The sequence below is a fragment of the Cylindrospermopsis sp. CR12 genome (assembly GCF_001432185.1).
Taxonomy (GTDB): Bacteria; Cyanobacteriota; Cyanobacteriia; order Cyanobacteriales; family Nostocaceae; genus Raphidiopsis; species Raphidiopsis raciborskii.
Genome location: NZ_LMVE01000015.1, coordinates 1 through 18,613 on the forward strand (window position 1 = coordinate 1; position 18,613 = coordinate 18,613).

13 protein-coding genes, 1 pseudogene and 1 CRISPR repeat array are annotated in these 18,613 nt (G+C 40.5%); of the genes and pseudogenes, 11 read left to right on the top strand and 3 right to left on the bottom strand.

Going from position 1 to position 18,613, the window contains the following annotated elements; genetic code table 11:
- Positions 1 to 119: 119 nt before the first annotated feature.
- Positions 120 to 638, top strand: coding sequence for a DUF456 domain-containing protein (locus ASL19_RS01755; protein ID WP_057177038.1), 519 nt, complete (start codon positions 120 to 122; stop codon positions 636 to 638).
- Between the two features lie 339 nt (positions 639 to 977).
- Here the strand turns inward: ASL19_RS01755 and ASL19_RS01760 are convergent, their stop codons facing one another.
- Positions 978 to 1,928: a protein rep gene (locus tag ASL19_RS01760; protein ID WP_057177039.1), complete on the bottom strand. Its 951-nt coding sequence runs from the start codon at positions 1,926 to 1,928 to the stop codon at positions 978 to 980.
- 104 nt (positions 1,929 to 2,032) lie between these two features.
- Complete coding sequence (locus ASL19_RS17300; protein ID WP_072149064.1) at positions 2,033 to 2,485, bottom strand: type II toxin-antitoxin system VapC family toxin; 453 nt, start codon at positions 2,483 to 2,485, stop codon at positions 2,033 to 2,035.
- 825 nt (positions 2,486 to 3,310) lie between these two features.
- Positions 3,311 to 6,854: direct repeats of the CRISPR family, unit length 36 nt; unit sequence GTCGCAATACCTATTCCTTCTTATGAAGGTCAAGAC.
- A 978-nt stretch (positions 6,855 to 7,832) separates the two neighbouring features.
- Here ASL19_RS17300 and ASL19_RS01770 point away from each other — a divergent pair.
- From ASL19_RS01770 to ASL19_RS01810, 10 genes and pseudogenes are all read left to right on the top strand, one after another.
- A complete protein-coding gene (locus ASL19_RS01770; RefSeq protein WP_057177041.1) occupies positions 7,833 to 10,097 on the top strand; it encodes a type III-B CRISPR-associated protein Cas10/Cmr2 in 2,265 nt (754 codons plus the stop codon).
- Complete coding sequence (locus ASL19_RS01775) at positions 10,094 to 11,065, top strand: hypothetical protein (protein ID WP_057177042.1); 972 nt, start codon at positions 10,094 to 10,096, stop codon at positions 11,063 to 11,065. The genes ASL19_RS01770 and ASL19_RS01775 overlap by 4 nt, the downstream gene beginning before the upstream one ends.
- Positions 11,062 to 11,838 (top strand): RAMP superfamily CRISPR-associated protein, encoded by a 777-nt coding sequence (locus ASL19_RS01780; RefSeq protein ID WP_057177043.1) that lies wholly within the window; start codon positions 11,062 to 11,064, stop codon positions 11,836 to 11,838. The genes ASL19_RS01775 and ASL19_RS01780 overlap by 4 nt, the downstream gene beginning before the upstream one ends.
- A gap of 21 nt (positions 11,839 to 11,859) precedes the next feature.
- Positions 11,860 to 12,300, top strand: a complete 441-nt coding sequence (locus ASL19_RS01785) for a hypothetical protein (protein WP_057177044.1) — start codon at positions 11,860 to 11,862, stop codon at positions 12,298 to 12,300.
- A gap of 41 nt (positions 12,301 to 12,341) precedes the next feature.
- The gene (locus ASL19_RS01790) at positions 12,342 to 13,850 is read left to right on the top strand and encodes an RAMP superfamily CRISPR-associated protein (RefSeq protein ID WP_057177045.1); all 1,509 of its coding nucleotides are present in this window, start codon (positions 12,342 to 12,344) and stop codon (positions 13,848 to 13,850) included.
- A 166-nt stretch (positions 13,851 to 14,016) separates the two neighbouring features.
- A complete protein-coding gene (csx2, locus tag ASL19_RS01795) occupies positions 14,017 to 15,285 on the top strand; it encodes a TIGR02221 family CRISPR-associated protein (RefSeq protein WP_057177046.1) in 1,269 nt (422 codons plus the stop codon).
- Between the two features lie 181 nt (positions 15,286 to 15,466).
- The gene (locus tag ASL19_RS01800; protein WP_057177047.1) at positions 15,467 to 16,573 is read left to right on the top strand and encodes a putative CRISPR-associated protein; all 1,107 of its coding nucleotides are present in this window, start codon (positions 15,467 to 15,469) and stop codon (positions 16,571 to 16,573) included.
- A gap of 53 nt (positions 16,574 to 16,626) precedes the next feature.
- Positions 16,627 to 16,821 (top strand): hypothetical protein, encoded by a 195-nt coding sequence (locus ASL19_RS18050; protein ID WP_072149065.1) that lies wholly within the window; start codon positions 16,627 to 16,629, stop codon positions 16,819 to 16,821.
- Between the two features lie 49 nt (positions 16,822 to 16,870).
- Entirely contained in the window at positions 16,871 to 17,134 is a 264-nt protein-coding gene (locus ASL19_RS01805) for an autotransporter domain-containing protein (protein WP_057177048.1), read from the top strand.
- A 345-nt stretch (positions 17,135 to 17,479) separates the two neighbouring features.
- Positions 17,480 to 17,782: pseudogene (locus ASL19_RS01810) on the top strand (ATP-binding protein); the annotation flags it as partial.
- 122 nt (positions 17,783 to 17,904) lie between these two features.
- Here ASL19_RS01810 and phoU read toward each other — a convergent pair.
- Positions 17,905 to 18,570 (bottom strand): phosphate signaling complex protein PhoU, encoded by a 666-nt coding sequence (gene phoU / locus ASL19_RS01815; protein ID WP_057177050.1) that lies wholly within the window; start codon positions 18,568 to 18,570, stop codon positions 17,905 to 17,907.
- Positions 18,571 to 18,613 lie beyond the last annotated feature (43 nt).

An 18,613-nucleotide genomic window follows, 5' to 3' on the forward strand; every position in this document is an offset into this window, starting at 1 on the left:
ATCAAATATAAGATAAAAGTAGGTTGGGTTGAAGCATGAAACCCAACACCCCCATGGGTTACACTTATGTTACCATCGTTTTTTAATGAAACTGGGCGCAGTCCCCACTAGCAATAATTATGCAAGTTATCTATCTACTCTTAGTTGCTGTAATGTTCCTGGGAATTATTGGTGCTGTAGTTCCAGCTATCCCTGGAAGTAGTTTGATTTTAATATCTATTATCATCTGGGGAATTGTGAGTAACTCCTTTGCTGCTATTAAAATTCCTCTGATTGTGACAATCATTGTTTTACTTCTAAGTACAGGAGTTGATTTCCTTGCTGGTTATATTGGTGCGAAACAAGCGGGTGCTAGTAAGTGGGGACAAATTGGCGCATTTGTGGGTTTATTAATGGGATTTTTCGGATTATTACCTGCTTTACCTTTTGGTGGACCATTACTAGGTATTCTATTTGGACCTCTATTAGGAGCAATTGTGGGTGAGTTTCTTTACCAAAGAAGATTATGGCCTGCGGTGAAAGCTGGTATTGGAATCACTGTGGGAACGCTGGTGGGAAACTTGATTCAAGGTGTCCTAGCCATCAGCGCAGTCATAGTATTTTTATTGACAACTTGGTCCCAGGTATATGGTGGTTAATATCAAAGTTGTGTATCAATCAAAAATCAGGTTATTTAGAAAAATTAGGTGAAAAGATGTTCATTTTTTAATCCCCATTCTTCGGTTGGAAAAGGAGATCGTTTCACTATCTGGCGATCGCACGGTGAGTGGGAAAAATTATAGAAATGCGAGATCAGGGAGTGCTTTGCAATCGCCCATAGGAGAAAGACTAACACGCAGGAAATTCTCAATAGAAATGTTCCCGAACTACTGTCAAACGCATTAAACTTAACAACTCTTGACTTCCTTGACCTTTCGTTACATAGTTATAAACTTCTCCGCCGACTTACTTACATATCATTCAAGTATTTATTTTATCTATTCACTGAATAGATTATATTTTTTAGAAATTCGATTCCACTTGAAATAAAGATGTTCTTTATCTTCAAAACGAGAAGTATCATTATCATCAGATATCAAATTCTCCCTTTCAATCATTAAGTGTTTTAAATATTCTTTCACAACTCCACCTGTTGAAATAGTTCTAGCTTTTTGCATTTGTCGAGTCAGCTCTAAGAACCAATCTTTGTCAATAATTAAATCAGATTCCTTCGTACAGTATTTAAGTAACTCGGGAATGATTTCAGAGGGACATTTGTCTTTTTTTAGTGCCTGAACATGTAATACAGGACTATAGTTAGTTCTTAGTGAATGACGCCATAATTCTAGCCAGTCACTCTGTTTTAAATAGTTTTTCCCAAAGTAACTAGACTTTACCATTAACAAGCAATGAAAATGAGGATGGGCAGAGTTATCCTTACTTCTTGTCACTTCAGTAGATTTTAACCATCCAAAAGCCGGAAAATCTTTTAACTTTGTTAATCGCTTAAATGACTGATGCATCCAATCTAAGGTTACACGTAACTCTGTTATTAGACAGTTTCTTACAGTCAATGTAATAAATAACCACCTAGAAGTAGGGTAATCTGCAACAATTCTTGGTAAAACACTATATGCTTTAGCTTTCCACATCAGGGATCGCCTCCATTGACATACTGGACAATATCTAACTCTGCAAAATCTAGCAGTATTTAGTTTAAATTGTGTTGAAATCTGATCCGTACCTAAATCAACAATATGAAAATTTAATAATTGTGAACATTCATTGATGCGAAAAGCATAATCCTGGAATTCGGTTCCAATATAATATTGGGAGACCTGATCAGCATTAGAACGATGCTTTAGCCAGACTTTATCCAATTGAGGTACATTTAACAGATTAGAAGAACACATTGAGTCAGTATCAATTAAATTATTTATACTATTCATTATATAAATAAAAGGGATAAAAGAAAAAAAGAAAAAAGTGGATTGGTAGACAGAATAGGGAATTTAGGGATTTTTACGATAAAAATGGTAGAATCCCGTAATAATTAAGATCTAAGTAAATTATGAAAAGGTTTAGTGCGATGCCATCGGTAGATATCAAAATCGTTATCAAATGACAGAATATTGCCATTATTGAGATATTCTGCCAACCATACAAGAGAATAATCAACAAAATCAAGCGGTTTGTCATTAAACTGTGCACTGATATCTTTAATACGAGAGATAGAGAATGATTCAGAAGAAATAGAGAAAAACATTACAAAACCTGAATCAGCAAAAGAACATAAAGAACTCAGAAATTGTTGTGAAACATTATGAGATGTTCTGTTTCCTAGAAGATAGAAAGTCTCTGTTAAGACAGAATCAAGTATAATAAACTGGTAGTTACTCAAGCGCAAGCGAGAAAAATGTTGCTTTGCAACCGCATGCCTATCATCATGTTTATTGCCCAGAGCAAGAAGGAAAGATGTATCAACAGAAACGGATATTTTGTTCATAAGTAATTAAAAGGTTAGAGTATAAGTGGTAATGCAAAATAAATTTCATAGTTCAGGAGGAGAAATAATGAACCTAACAGAAATCATTTGTCCAATGAATATGTAAAATTAAATCTGCCTGAGTAGGCATGAAAATCGATTTGTTTAATCTCTTCTTTAATCTTTATTACAGTAAAATAAAAACGCGGATTAACAAAAAGAGTAAAGTCAATATATATGAACCATATTTTAACCTTTATTATAAAAGCGATTAATAAAGCAATGGTTAACATGTGATATTAATTAAAAGCCGGAGAAGACTACATGGTTTAATCCAGAAGTGTTGAATGTTAAGATTTTGAGGATTGTGTCCAAGTTGTGCATTGGTATTGGTGATACCAAATTTGATCAATTAATGACTCTATTCTCAATAGACAATGGATTTTAACTGGGTAAAACGCAAAGATTGTAAAGTTTTATTGCAGGATTCAACACTTGTGGGTTTAATCTTTATTACCGATATATTAACCTTTGCTTTTATTAATCTTTTTTCTAGGTTATTCAAACTTCATTATAAAAGTTAGAAATAAACTAAGGCAACTTTATAAGCAGTCAGATTTTTATAAATGTTACCTTAATTTAAATATTAAGAAATAACGGTAGGAAAAACATTTTAATTACTCGTGAAATTCTACAAGCTGCTGTTAATAAAGCATTTAGTGTAGGTAAATTTTACTTTACAAATATGTGGACAGAATTTACAAGCAAAAATCCAGAATAAAAAGCAATTGGTCAAGAAATATTATTACAAGTTGCCAAAATAGATAATTTTATTATAACAGGTACGTCGCAATACCTATTCCTTCTTATGAAGGTCAAGACTATAAACCCCATAACTGCAGCCAACTCCCCCGAGGAAGGTTGCAGGTCGCAATACCTATTCCTTCTTATGAAGGTCAAGACTTATCAAGGATGCAGAGAATATCCTTTTGGTCGAGAAGGTCGCAATACCTATTCCTTCTTATGAAGGTCAAGACACCACAGATAGTTCCTCCTCTTGGGGAGAAGGGGAAGTCGCAATACCTATTCCTTCTTATGAAGGTCAAGACCAGTTTGATAGCGAGTTATAGTGTATCTAATTCTGTGTCGCAATACCTATTCCTTCTTATGAAGGTCAAGACGGGAGATACGGTACTAGATTTCATGTATATAAAGGTCGCAATACCTATTCCTTCTTATGAAGGTCAAGACTGTAATCCCCTATCATGGGGAGTTGTACGTCTTTGGTCGCAATACCTATTCCTTCTTATGAAGGTCAAGACCCACTGCAATTTTGATCCATATGAAGAGGAAGAGAAGGAAGTCGCAATACCTATTCCTTCTTATGAAGGTCAAGACTAACACAAAATGGGCGGAGACTTGGAGCTCTTCGGTCGCAATACCTATTCCTTCTTATGAAGGTCAAGACTAGTCTAATCGGCGAACCCGACTAGGTTTTAACTTGTCGTCGCAATACCTATTCCTTCTTATGAAGGTCAAGACCTAGAGGCAGCAAAAACCGAGGTCAACAACGCAAATCGTCGCAATACCTATTCCTTCTTATGAAGGTCAAGACTGTTCAAAACTAGCTGTGTAGAAACACCCGTAGTCAAGTCGCAATACCTATTCCTTCTTATGAAGGTCAAGACCGCTATTTGGCAAAGGAGTTGGGTGACTCTTTTCTCGTCGCAATACCTATTCCTTCTTATGAAGGTCAAGACGCGAAGTCCGTATTTTGAATAAATAACTTTTAAACCGTCGCAATACCTATTCCTTCTTATGAAGGTCAAGACTAGTTTAAGGAGTTAGCCGCGCGGCTAACTTAATAAACGTGTCGCAATACCTATTCCTTCTTATGAAGGTCAAGACTTGATGAAGTCATTTGTACGCGTTTGAGTACAAATGGTCGCAATACCTATTCCTTCTTATGAAGGTCAAGACATACCGAAAGGTATGAGGATTGGTAAATCCTATTAAGTCGCAATACCTATTCCTTCTTATGAAGGTCAAGACGACTATTTATCTTTTACTTCATTCTTTTTAGAGGTAGTCGCAATACCTATTCCTTCTTATGAAGGTCAAGACACGGTATCTGATTTAATAGTATCTTGAGGTAACAGCAGGTCGCAATACCTATTCCTTCTTATGAAGGTCAAGACTTTTACTACGGTAAAGGAACTGCCCGTAGTAAAATATGGTCGCAATACCTATTCCTTCTTATGAAGGTCAAGACGAAAGAGGAAGAGCGGGTGAATGGTTTAAACATGTTGAAGTCGCAATACCTATTCCTTCTTATGAAGGTCAAGACTTTAAAGGAGGTAGTAACTCTTTTAAACAATCTTTGTCTGTCGCAATACCTATTCCTTCTTATGAAGGTCAAGACGTTAAAACCTTTGTTTATCAATAAAGCCCATTACGAAGTCGCAATACCTATTCCTTCTTATGAAGGTCAAGACTGAGCTAGTAGCTCAATCACAAATAACTGAATACTCGTCGCAATACCTATTCCTTCTTATGAAGGTCAAGACTTCCCTTGTGAGTGAGGCAAAAAAAGTATTGGAGGTCGTCGCAATACCTATTCCTTCTTATGAAGGTCAAGACTTCCTCTTCCTCTTCTTCCTCCACCCCTCAAATGGAGCGTCGCAATACCTATTCCTTCTTATGAAGGTCAAGACCTGTAGAGGTTAAACACCCATTAGAGGTGGAGGTCGTCGCAATACCTATTCCTTCTTATGAAGGTCAAGACTCTATTTCCTGTACTTGGTCAATCTATCGTTAATATAGCCGTCGCAATACCTATTCCTTCTTATGAAGGTCAAGACTGCTGAAATCGTGGGAAACCCCCTGTGGTATTGCCTGGTCGCAATACCTATTCCTTCTTATGAAGGTCAAGACCCCCCTTCCAAGGGCCCAAAGCACCCTTTGTCACGGTCGCAATACCTATTCCTTCTTATGAAGGTCAAGACAATTGTATAAAAAACATTCCAAAAAATAAATAATAGTCGCAATACCTATTCCTTCTTATGAAGGTCAAGACTAGCAGACTTAAAGAGAGCTGCTAAAGAAATGAAGGAAAACGTCGCAATACCTATTCCTTCTTATGAAGGTCAAGACTTAAACTGCAAAACAAAAGTCAGGGAACTCTCTGGTCGCAATACCTATTCCTTCTTATGAAGGTCAAGACCCAATCTGGGAAGTAGTCAACTACTTCCTGGTAGGTTGGTCGCAATACCTATTCCTTCTTATGAAGGTCAAGACAACTTCTCCCTTGAACAAGGAGAGTTGGGGGTTACGTCGCAATACCTATTCCTTCTTATGAAGGTCAAGACATCTCTGGTACTAATATTTAAATAATTTTTTTTTAACGTCGCAATACCTATTCCTTCTTATGAAGGTCAAGACATAAACCCCCCGCACGTAGATGCGGAACAGATCGGGTCGCAATACCTATTCCTTCTTATGAAGGTCAAGACCGAACCACCCCAATCTTGGGTTCAAAGAAACCAGCCAGTCGCAATACCTATTCCTTCTTATGAAGGTCAAGACTTAAAGAATTAATCTCTTACATCGTAAGATTCGAGTCGCAATACCTATTCCTTCTTATGAAGGTCAAGACTTCAAAAGCGCATACATCAATCTCTCCCTGCTGGTCTGGTCGCAATACCTATTCCTTCTTATGAAGGTCAAGACTCAGCCATAAATGGAAGGAACCTACTCGAACTGATTTACGTCGCAATACCTATTCCTTCTTATGAAGGTCAAGACTGGATCCAGTCACGGCTACTTCCTCTCCGGAGGAAGGCGTCGCAATACCTATTCCTTCTTATGAAGGTCAAGACACAATTAACAGAAAAGCATAAAAGATCAGCCAGAAGGTCGCAATACCTATTCCTTCTTATGAAGGTCAAGACCGTCTGCGAAATTGGCGGGCGTAGAGATTATGGCCTTGTCGCAATACCTATTCCTTCTTATGAAGGTCAAGACTCGAATAATTCTGAAGCCATCAGAGGGTGGCTTTGGTTGTCGCAATACCTATTCCTTCTTATGAAGGTCAAGACAACTTGATAAAGAACTACGTCACGAAGAAAACTCTCACGTCGCAATACCTATTCCTTCTTATGAAGGTCAAGACTTTCTTTGGTAAACTTTTTACCACCTAACGTAAAGACAAGTCGCAATACCTATTCCTTCTTATGAAGGTCAAGACTAGGGTGATTTCTTGTTGCTCCGCTTCATCCCATAAGTCGCAATACCTATTCCTTCTTATGAAGGTCAAGACAATAAAAAACCCGCTCTAGTGGCGGGTTCTGGAGAGGTCGCAATACCTATTCCTTCTTATGAAGGTCAAGACCCCTCCATTTTAACACCTTACCCTGACTGGTGTCTAGACCCACTTTGCGAAGGTCAGCAAAATTTCTCTGTTTTTCACCCCCACTACCCTCAAAATAATGGCTGAAACCCTTACACCACAAGGCTGCGAGGTTCCCAACGAAATAATAGGCATTCCAGCGTTTTTTCTTGACCTTCGCACTTTCTTCGTTAATTACTGATTTTTCTGTCTTTATTTTTATCATTATCCTTTGCTATTACTGAAATATTTATACCGATTTTTCCCCATTTGTGCCACTATTATAACACATTTACAGGAAAATAATTCCCTAAAACTTATGTATATTTTATTTTTTTGAGACCACTTCATTCTCACCCCCTATTAGGTACTACATTGACTGGGATATTTCATTACTCGCATAAAAGTTTTTAGGTTAGATAAAATGTCGTAAAATACCTACCCAAATCCCTATCTTACCCAAATATCTATCTAAAGATAGATGTAACTATTCCCATAGATAGGGGACAAAGTTTTTATTACCAGGTTAATATTATAGATAACGACAACCGCTCATTAATGTCTACTCAAACCTGCCCAGATCTTAACAATCTGGGTAGGTGGGGTGAGCGTGCATGACTCCGCCATAAAAAAGAGTTACCTACCATCAGGTAAGGTTGGCTACGAAAGACAGGTCACGACACCTACAAATTAACTCCAGTTTGTAGCTCTGTCGGTAACTTCAACAAAAGGCGAGACATCTTAGAAAGCCCTCTGAACTACCATGACAAGCCTGTTTTTCATTGTCGAGGAACACATTACTAAGGACTGGTCAAACCGACCAAATTAAACATCGAAAAGCCTATTCATCGCAAAGACGGTTACAGTTATGCCTAAAAAAGTACCCAAACAGAAAGGAATGTCTAGCTATATCCAGAAATTGTCGAACAGCAGCCAACCCCAACCTATCATTACAAATAACCAAAGGGGGATCTAAAACAATTGGTATTCATCGAACCACAACCCATCCAATTCCTGCCACTACAGCAGCAACTATACCCAGACCCTAACCTAACCACTGAAAATCCTGGTTTCGCCATCCATCCAGTTACCGGAGAATGGCAAGATACAGACCGACTCAGAAGTAAATACCCCTGGGGGGGTGGCGCTAGTAACTATGCCTTTGAACAGCTACCTCCAGAAATCTCTCCCCATCATTTCCTGGGCACTCTGGTCTTTGGACCAGTTCAGTCCTTCCTCGGCGCGGGTCAACGGTTAAGAGATTGGGCTGTAGCATCTTGGTTGTGTCATTACCTGGCAACGGCTACTATCTATCATTGGGAAAATGAGGGAGGTTCTGTTCTTTTACCTCTCTACAGAAGTTCTCCCCTCCTGCGATGGATGAATACTGGTGTTTCTCCAGACCCCCAATCTTTTTGGCGCCCTGAGTTACCCAATGTTATGACTGGTGTGGTTCCCTGTACTACTGATGAAGCAGCCCAAAACTGGTTAGAAAATATCAAACACCTTTTACTCAAAGAATGGTCTTTACTCATTAAAAATATTGAAAGAGTTGTTGTTGAGCAAGAGCGCACCGAAAATAAAAGACTATTAGATGGTGTCGGATGGCAAGTCATTCACCGTGACCATAGGTTTTTATGGTCTGTTTATCACACCTGGGCACCCATTACTCAAGACCCACCCCTGAGTATTACTCAAGTGAATAAACAAATTCACGACGAGCTAGAAAAGCAAAAACTCAGTCGCCAATGGCAAGGAACCTGGTGGAGTGGAGTAACTAGTCCCACCGCTGGCTCCCTTTCTGTCTGGCATCCCGGGTTGTTACCCATCGACAGAAATGGCACCTGGGGTATACCCCCCTCCGAACTCGATCACTGGTGGGCAGGTCTCCTTCGACACCATTCTGCTCTTTTCAGCTCTCGGGAAAAACTAAATAGCATAGAGCTGATTAAACGCTTAGCATCCCTACCCGACTATATTCAAAAAGCTCTGGAGATGCGGTGGGGTCATATTCCTCCCGCGTGTCCTTGGGGCAATTTTCCTGAACAAACCGCAGTTGCAGCTGCTTGGGTTCCCCTACTAGGCCAATCTATTCCTTGGAATAATAGGCTACAAGATGCAGCAGAATACTTTGAGTTAGAACCTAGACGCTGGGGTTTACCCTTAATAGATAGATCTCACCCCGGATATGTTCACCCGCAGCTGTTGGAACGGCGCAATCTAGAAAACTGGAGTCTGGATCAAGACCTAGAAGGGGTTGAACAAGACTGGAAAGATTTCAACCTAGACCAATGGTCTACGCCAATTCAATGGCACGTGGGATGGCGGGGTGACGGAGACCACATTGGTCAGTGGCTCTCTGGTAGTCAGTATGAACGGGAAAATTTACTCTGGCAAAAATGGCATCCCACACCCCAGCAAATTGAAGATTACCATCTCAACCTAGTCCCCGCCCAAATTCCTAATCATACCCATCGCCAATTAGACCTACCCCATGTTCTGGATCTATCTGTTCTCTTTAGTCACTGGAACAAGCTGTTGTATCCCCTGGTAGAAGAACAGTACCCTGGCAAGGTTATCTTCGCTGGAGGAGATGACTTCCTCCTCCTGGGTCCTTTACCCCAAGCTGTGGAGATGACCAGTGATTTATATCGCTTATGGTCTGGTAGAACCACTGCCCTCACTTCTATGTTGGAGCCACCAGTACCAGGTTGGGTCAAGTATCGGGAGTCTGTTTATCCGGTTCCTAGCGAAATAATGACCTTTAGTTTAGGAGTAGTCATTGCCCAAAGACGTATACCCCAGGCATTATGGCATAGTCATCTCAATGAAGCCTATAAAAAAGCTAAATCCCAGGGCAGAAACCGGGTTTGTGTAAGGGTGTTGTTCAATAGTAATCAGATTATAGAGTGGATCTGCCCTTGGTTCCTGTGGGATCTACTGATGGGAAACAACTTGGTGCAGTCAGATAACCAACTAAATAGATGGGAGAAACTATTGCAATATATGGAACCTGTCCGCATGAAACAACCCAATCTAGCCCTGGCAGAAACCGCCCTAGAAACCCTATGGCAAAGTGTAGGTTTAAATCTCTCTTGGAACCAAGTACGCCCACAATCTGAACATGATACTTTTTTAAGCGAATGGGAATGGTGGACTAATTGGGTAGCCCTGCGAGTGTTTTTAGCCAGACAGGAACAAAACCGCGACCTTTGGATGAGAAAATTTAGGGAGGATGGCTTATGACTTGGTATAGTATCACACCCACAGGCACCATAACCCTAGGAAATTTGACCCCGGTAGGGCAAAACAGTGGGCTGGTAGGGTGTCGTTGGCCACCCAATGGTAACCAACTTGCTGCGGCTCTTAATCTACCCAAAACTGCCCAAATGTGGGGACCTTTTTGGTTACACGAAAAAAATCTCTACTTGCCAGTTCCACAAGGTGTTTATACCCATAGACTACCATTAAGACAGAACACAAAGGTATTAGATTTATATCGTATGTATTGGCAAGAAAAGTGGCAACTACATCACCAGACAACCCCAGACATAGAAATTGAACAACTAGGAGGAAAATATCTCATCAAAAGTCAGGATTTTCGTCAGTTGTGGGAACAGGGATTTTTAAACCAGGTAGAAGTTCAACCGCTTCCTTGGCAAACTCTAACCCTGAGTCATAACCGACGGGAAGACTTTCAGGTAGTAGAAGAGGGAGGATTATACGCTGAAAAAACTATTTTAATGGCCAGCAAGTGGTCAATAGTGATAAAAGTAATAGGGGAAGGAGAACCGCAAAAATATGGAACCCTAGGAGCAGGAGCTACTCCTATTGTGACCGTACCCTTAGAGAACCTAGAAAGCGAAAACTGGGAATTTTTAGGAGCAGAAATACCAGATGCGGATGGTGCTGTATTATTAACAAGTGCTTTGTGGAGTAATGGAAGAACTAAAACCTCCCATCCTTACCCAGACCAGCATGAACCCCTAGCTTACCTAGCCCAACAAGGGGAACCCTGGCAGACCTGGAAAACAGTTTCCCACAAGCTCACACCAGAAAGAAAATTAACACCCGGTGAGTGGCTCACACCAGCAGGAGCCATTTACCGGTGGCATAAAGCCCCCATCACCAAAAGCGGACCCCTCCTGGATCCATTTAATCGTCATGTGTGGGGATATGGACATTTGTGGTTATTTAAAGAGAATCTAATATGAAAGCAGGAAACATTTGGATAGTATGTAGAGAGCCCGTCCACATAGGAGGAGCAGACAGTGAAAACCGGGGTAATAACAATCCTATTTTTCGCCTACCGGATAGAACACCAGTTATACCAGGTAGTTCTTTGCGAGGTGCGCTCAGGGAACACGCGGAAAAGGAAAAGGAGTTTCAGCCTTTTGTAGGAGAATGGTTTGGGGGAGATACAAGTGCTGTATCACCAGGTAATATTTCCTTGGGATGGGGATGGCCGGTTTGGTGGCCTGTTCATGTATTGGGATATGGTAACTGGTGGGTAAGCTTTCCTGACTGGTTAAACAGATTTGCGGATCTCACGGGGACAGAAATTCCTCCTTTACCAGACAATTTACTTGTCACCGAACCAGAATTAGATAAAAAAACAGTGTATTTACGATGGTTAAAGCTATCTAATATCGCTTACTTACCAGGTACATTGCCCTTACCCCCGGAACTACAAGCCCATAGCAAGCGACTACTAATCCTGAAAAATGAATCTATTAATACCCTGGTAGATATGGGCATGGTACGCCAACCGCGAGTTAGCTTGAAGGAAAATGCGGATAAAGACGGTAGTTTGGTAGACAACCTGTTTTCCGTAGAAGGCATACCACCGGGAGCGAGTTTTGTAGTGTCATGGCACAGTCGCCAACAACAAACAGAAAAGTGGGAAAGTTTTCTCCATAGAGAACATCACCTGGGAGGACTATGGGGAGTTGGCTACGGGCGCATAATTGTCGAGAATATTAAGTAATCAGCGTAGGTGGGAGTACAGATGACAACATCATTCTATGACCTAGACCAAAAAGTGTTAGCAGAATTAAGGAAAGGGGCTACTGATTTGAGCGCCATAGAAAAATGGCAAGGAAAAGCCAGTGGTATAGGTGAATATGTTTCCAGTTGGGGTGTTGAGAGGTTTTGGGCCCTTTCTCGGTCACCCAAACTAATTGGTGGTGAATTACCGGATGGTGTGGGGGGAACAGATGAGCAACGGCGCTATTTTGCCTGGGGGGTAGCCAGGGTAACTTTATGTCAAGTGGTGGGTTCTGAATTGGGAATAAGGGCTAATATGAAGACAGAAGATTTTCAAGCTAGATATGCCCAGCTGAATTTCAACCAACAAATATTAGTTACAGAAATGCTGCTAGAAATAGCAGATACAATCCAATTTTGGACAATGCGTCTAAAAGAAACACTGCAAAGTAATGCAAAGTAATAATCAATTCAACTAACTATAAAAAACACTGAGATAAAACTATGTCCTTACCAACAGAATTACCCAAATGGTACAGAGTAGATACAGAAGAAGAAAAAGGCTGGACACCCCAAACCACGGACATAATAGAAGGACCACCGGAAAATAGGGAGGTGCGCCAAGCCTGGTATGTGAATAATTCATACACGCCACAAAAATCTAACCCCATTCTCAGGGTGCAAATTTTAACTCCCATACAAGTAGGGGGAGGAAGTCTAAGCGAGGGAATGATTTTGCCTGCACAAATAGGGGGATATCCTTGTATACCTGGATCTAGCCTGCGGGGGTCATTACTGAGCAGAATTAGAAAGGTGTGGTCTCAAATGGGGGGTGAGGAACAGCAATTTTGGCAAAGACTTGTGCAAGAGGATAGAAGTGGATGGCGCTGTAGGGAGATTAGATTTGAGAGTGTACCTCTGGACAATGTGGAACCCTATCCCCTGAATGGCCAGCAATCATGGCAAGTATATGGGGAGAACGTAAGGGCTTTAAGCGTGCAATGGCAAGCCTCACCCAAGGAACCTCCTTCATTGCAACCAACTCTTTTAAGCATAGTAGTGAATACCCGACAGGAAATAAGACAAGACGAAAGGGGATGGTTAAAAAATAGATTAAAAGAGACTTTAGAGGAGGAAGGAATAGGGAGAGGGAAAAACTCTGGATTTGGGAGATTAGTGGAGAGAATAAGCCAAGGTGATTGGCAATTAAGGGTGCGGGGGGCAAAACCGGGGATACAAGCACACAACCGGGGAATGAACATAACAGGGAAGTATAGGTGGTCTCCCCAGGTATTAAGAGCCACCCTGCGGGGTTGGTTTTTGCGATTAGCATTAAGGGAATTTTCCAGACCGGATGCAGAGAAATTAACCACCTATATATTTGGTGGATTTGGGTCACCAGCGCAACTGAATCTAGTGAGTTATAGAATGTTTGCGGGTAGGGAAATAGGCGCAGGGAACCGGGGAAATAATCGTGACTACAGTAATATACCGAGCGCGGTGGTAAATCAGGATTGGCAAATAGGAGTTAAATGTAACCAAGAGTGTAGGGGATTAGTAGATAGATTGCTAGAACTAGCCCAGAGATTAGGGGGGATAGGACCGGGATGGAGAAGACCACCCCATGACATGCGCAATGGTGTGGTTTTTCGTGGTAGTGAATTTATCACCCAAACAGAAAGTGAAGAAATGGAGTTATCCCAGCTGTTTAGTAGATTGCAGGAAGATATTAGGGATTTAGGCACACAACTGAGCATAACGATAAATACAAATACAGAGCCAGGTTGTATTGACAGTGTGTGGGAGAGTACAGACACCGAGACCTGGGAGCAGATAGTCCATGGGGTGTGTGCCACAAGTAATAGAAATAAACCTCAATGGTGTGGTTCCACTAACAGACCTTCTCGCTATGCGGTGAGGGAAAAGGAAAACAGTTGTGTCATCACTAGTTTTGACCCAACAGTGAATGGTACTTTAGGGAGCCAAGGCTTTACCCGCATTTGGCCTGTATAGTTTATTAGCGGGCTAATATCCCCAGATCAACGTAGGTTGGGTTGAAGCATGAAACCCAACACCCCCATGGGTCTGGTTACTCGACCCATCCTACAAATTGTGCCTCCCTACTTAACATGTAAATCAAACAACATTTCACAACACTAGTAAATAATCTTGAAAACACATGAAAATTATTTCCTTTCTTGGTTTTAATAATTACATTGAGACCAATTATATCCATCCCACCACTAGTCAAGCAGTAAGGACCAAATTTTTTCAGGAAGCCCTGGTTGAATTTTATCAACCTGATACATTGTATGTATTATTAACACCCACCGTAGCCACTAAAATTCCCAGAAACGGAACCATATCTAATTGGCAAGGATTACAAGAACAACTAGCTAATAAATCCGTTAAATTAGAGCCTGTTTTTGATATTCCCGAGAGTAATTCTTTGGATGATAGTTGGTTAATTTTTGATAAAATTACTAATTGTTTAAACGAGGGCGATAGGGTTATTTTTGACCTGACCCATAGTTTCCGTTCCATTCCAGTGATTGCCTTATTAGCTATTAGCTACCTGCGTACAGTAAAGCAGGTACAAATTGAAGGTGTGTTATATGGAGCCTTTGACCCCAATGCCCAAGGTGCAGACACCCCCACCTATGATTTATTGCCCATGCTCAGCTTATTAGACTGGCTTGCCGCCGCAGATAGATTTGTCAAAGTGGGTGATGGTTCCCCCTTAGCAGAGCTGTTAGAAAATGAAATTTCTGAGAATGAAACAAGATATGACCAAACCGTACGACCTCTAGCTAGAAAATTTAAACATACTGCTGACATCATTAATCGAATTTCTCTGGCTATAGCTCTTGTGCGTCCTGTAGAAATTTTAGAAGAAACCACAAAATTAGAGGAAATTATCAAAAAAGCAGAGAGTAGTTTTGATAAAAGAGCTAAACCTTTTGGACTGATTTCCCAAAAATTAACCCAGGAATATGGACAATTTGCCCTAGAAAATCCCACTAATAGTGGAAATTTAGCTCAAGGACTGAGATTACAATTTCAACTAATAGATTGGTATATAAAAAGACATCAAGTTGTGCAAGCTATGACTTTAGCAAGAGAATGGCTAGTTTCCGTTTTAGCATATCGATTGGGTGAACAGGATCCACTAAATAAAGACCAGCGAAAACAGCTGGAGAATGCGCTCAATAATGGACAAAGTAAACTTTGTGGCAAAGAAATAACATTAATTTCCCCTTGGGATGATGAATTTGAAAAACTACCTGATTTTGATTTGTTTTCCACAATATGGAACCAGTTGCGTGATATTCGCAATGATATTGCTCATGTGGGTATGAGAAAAGGTGCTGAAAAAGCAAAAACGTTAAAAGAAGTGTCCGCTAAGATTGTACTCAAATTAAAGACCATTGCTGACACTCTTTCTTAACAAACTTGTTTAAGTGAGTGAGTCGAATTAAATATAAGATGAACGTAGGTTGGGTTGAAGCATGAAACCCAACACCCCCATGGGTCTGGTTACTCGACCCATCCTACAAATTGTACCTCCCTACTTACCTCCCCTATCCCTCAAACTATAAAATTATCCCTTGTAACCAGAAACCTTGATCATGGAAAATCCTTTATTTGTTTTCTCACCCTGTGGCACAAGTTTATTGACCAATCAAGCAGCTCAAGAAGAAAGAGGTTTAGTCAGTAAACATGCTAACGCAAAACACATTGAAGACATACCTCTAGAAGATAGCCTGAAACTGCGATCGCTTGCCAAGAGAGTAGAAGAAAAACTAGCATTTGCTGATCTTGAGTTAGCAGGTAAGATGTCAGCGGAGCTAAATGGCATTATTAAACTTTATAATGGTAAATTAGAGAAGAAAGCAGACACTCACTATTTGCTTTGTACTGACACCTGGTTAGGGGAACAGACAGCAACCTTAGTAGAACAATGGTTAAGAGAAAAAGGTTTTATAGTTGATAAAAACCGACAGACGGATCTGCAAACAAAAGATATTGATTCCTTTCAAATTGCCTTATCAGATATAGTAGAGTTTTTTGAAAAAACCATACCTGGTTATAGAAAATCTCAATATAAGATTATATTTAACTTAACTGGGGGATTCAAGAGTGTGCAGGGATTTTTACAAACCCTAGCCACATTTTATGCAGATGAGACAATTTATATCTTTGAAACAGCCAAAGACCTGTTGCGCATACCAAGATTACCAGTGAAAATGGTAGTAGAAGACAGCGTACGTGACCATCTTCTAGTTTTTCGTAGACTAGCAAATGAAATGAAAATTGCTGACGTTATTGGAGTACCAGAAACCCTATTAATGAGGGTAGAAGGTAAAGTTTTTTTATCTCCCTGGGGAGATTTAGTGTGGGGAAGAACAAAGCAAGAGATTTATGGGGAGAAATTGCATCCTTCACCCAGCGAAAAGGTAAGTTATGGACCTAAGTTTGAGGATAGTCTGAGGGGAATATCAGCGGATAGATTAATATTAATTAACGAGAGAATAGACCAGTTAGCAAAGAATTTAGAATCAGGAGGTAAATATAATGTATCATCCCTTGACTTAAAAGCACTCAAAGGGAATCCCCGTCCTCCGTCCACCCATGAAATAGACGCTTGGTCAGACCAGGATGCCAAAAGAATCTTTGGTCACTTTGAGAGTGGAAATCATTTTGTTTTAGATAAACTTGATAGTGGTTTACACTAATTTAAGTGGGTCAGTAGAATTAAATATAAGATGAACGTAGGTTGGGTTGAAGCATGAAACCCAACACCGGGTCTGGTTGCTCGACCCATCCTACAAATAATTGTGCCTCCCTACAAGGAATAGCGATCGCTGCAGCCTTGTGGCGTAAGGGTTTCAGCCATTATTTTGAGGGTAGTGGAGGTGAAAAACAGAGAAATTTTGCTAGAAGGAATAGGTATTGCGACTGTGGACTTCTTGTAGCAGGGTAGGTTCCCAGTCATGGTCTTGAGTGAGCTTCATAAGTCATGTTAATCCACTTTGTTTTTTCAGTATTTTGGCATTAATTATGAACATGAACTTGCTAATGAGTCGCGCAATATTACCACTGAACTTGTTAATCAACGCGGGTTAACTTGGAATACAAAAATTAATACTGGCGACCGCGATTATTTACGGTTAAAACTGGGAATGCAAACTAAGTTTGTGAATAATTTATCTGTTAGTTTGGGTTATGAAACCCTGCTGGGTAAACAAAATGTCAGCGATAATTATATTAATGGTCAAATTCGTTGGCAATTTTAAGTCGCACTGTGGGTGGTACAGGTAACCTATGGGGGGGGTGTTGGGTTTCATGCTTCAACCCAACCTACGTTCATCCTATACTTAATTCCACTCACTTACTCGGGTGGCACAAAAGAACTTGATTTAAGAGTGTGTAATTCCTTTGGAAAGAAACTTGGGTGGAGAGAAGTAGGACATTAACATAAGGTTTTAGGACTTTACCAACTGATAAAGTAGCTTCGCTACTTTATCCCACTGAAATTAAATCTAAAAGACATGCGATCGCATCTCTTTTATGTTGGATAAGGTCAACCATTATGAGTTCGTTTTTGGCTGAACGTGCAATTTTGGATGAATGGCAAGAATCCGCATGAATTATTGGAAGCATTTCTGGAGTTTTGGCGACAACATGGAGAACCACTACTCAAAAGTGCGCCCTACCATGAGATTGCTCCCCATTTGGTGTTAATGGCATTTTTACATCGGGTAGTGAATGGTGGTGGCACATTAGAACGAGAATATGCCATTGGTTCTGGGAGGATGGATATTTGTTTACGCTATGGCAAAGTGGTGATGGGTATAGAGTTAAAGGTGCGCAGGGAAAAGTTAGATCCCTTAACCAAGGGTTTGACCCAATTGGATAAATATCTGGATGGTTTAGGATTGGATTAGCTTCCGTATCGTGCAGCTAGAGGGTATTAGGGAGTGCTTATATCCCATTAGTTTGTTGGGTTTCCTATTAAACTCAACCTACATCACTACAGACAAAACCAGTCGTTTTTCAGCCGACTTTACCTTTGACCTGTGACAATGTATGCTACCCTTTGACCAATATTGGTAGCATGATCTGCCATTCTCTCTAGACACTGAATTGCTAATGTTAATAGTAGAATGGGCTCCACTACCCCGGGAACGTCTTTCTGCTGCGCCAAATTACGATATAGTCTTTTGTAAGCATCATCTACTGTGTCATCTAATAATTTAATCCTTCTACCACTAATTTCATCCAAATCCGCTAAAGCTACCAAGCTGGTAGCTAACATAGACTGGGCATGATCGGACATAATGGCAACCTCTCCCAAAGTAGGATGGGGGGGATAGGGAAATATTTTCATTGCTATTTCTGCCAAATCTTTGGCATAGTCCCCAATACGTTCCAAGTCTCTAACCAATTGCATGAATGAGCTTAAACAACGAGATTCTTGGTCTGTGGGAGCTTGATTGCTCATAATTGTGGCACAATCGACTTCTATTTGTCTGTAGAAGCGATCAATTTTTTTGTCTAATCTGCGTATTTGCTCAGCTGCTGTTAAATCTCGATTAAATAGAGCTTGGTGACTCAGACGGAAGGACTGCTCTACTAAAGCACCCATACGTAAAACATCTCGTTCCAGTCTTTTAATGGCACGTATAGGCTGAGGTTTTTCAAAAATTGTATATTTCACAACAGCTTTCATATTTTTAATCTCGGGTTTAATATATTTCTAGCTATTATAGTCT

What these genes read in the sequence shown, in the direction of transcription:
- csx2 (WP_057177046.1), top strand. Translation starts at nt 14,017, where the DNA reads ATGAAAATTATTTCCTTTCTTGGTTTTAATAATTACATTGAGACCAAT.
- ASL19_RS01760 (WP_057177039.1), bottom strand. Translation starts at nt 1,928, where the DNA reads ATGAATAGTATAAATAATTTAATTGATACTGACTCAATGTGTTCTTCT.
- ASL19_RS01785 (WP_057177044.1), top strand. Translation starts at nt 11,860, where the DNA reads ATGACAACATCATTCTATGACCTAGACCAAAAAGTGTTAGCAGAATTA.
- phoU (WP_057177050.1), bottom strand. Translation starts at nt 18,570, where the DNA reads ATGAAAGCTGTTGTGAAATATACAATTTTTGAAAAACCTCAGCCTATA.
- ASL19_RS01755 (WP_057177038.1), top strand. Translation starts at nt 120, where the DNA reads ATGCAAGTTATCTATCTACTCTTAGTTGCTGTAATGTTCCTGGGAATT.
- ASL19_RS01800 (WP_057177047.1), top strand. Translation starts at nt 15,467, where the DNA reads ATGGAAAATCCTTTATTTGTTTTCTCACCCTGTGGCACAAGTTTATTG.
- ASL19_RS18050 (WP_072149065.1), top strand. Translation starts at nt 16,627, where the DNA reads ATGAAACCCAACACCGGGTCTGGTTGCTCGACCCATCCTACAAATAAT.
- ASL19_RS01775 (WP_057177042.1), top strand. Translation starts at nt 10,094, where the DNA reads ATGACTTGGTATAGTATCACACCCACAGGCACCATAACCCTAGGAAAT.
- ASL19_RS01780 (WP_057177043.1), top strand. Translation starts at nt 11,062, where the DNA reads ATGAAAGCAGGAAACATTTGGATAGTATGTAGAGAGCCCGTCCACATA.
- ASL19_RS17300 (WP_072149064.1), bottom strand. Translation starts at nt 2,485, where the DNA reads ATGAACAAAATATCCGTTTCTGTTGATACATCTTTCCTTCTTGCTCTG.
- ASL19_RS01790 (WP_057177045.1), top strand. Translation starts at nt 12,342, where the DNA reads ATGTCCTTACCAACAGAATTACCCAAATGGTACAGAGTAGATACAGAA.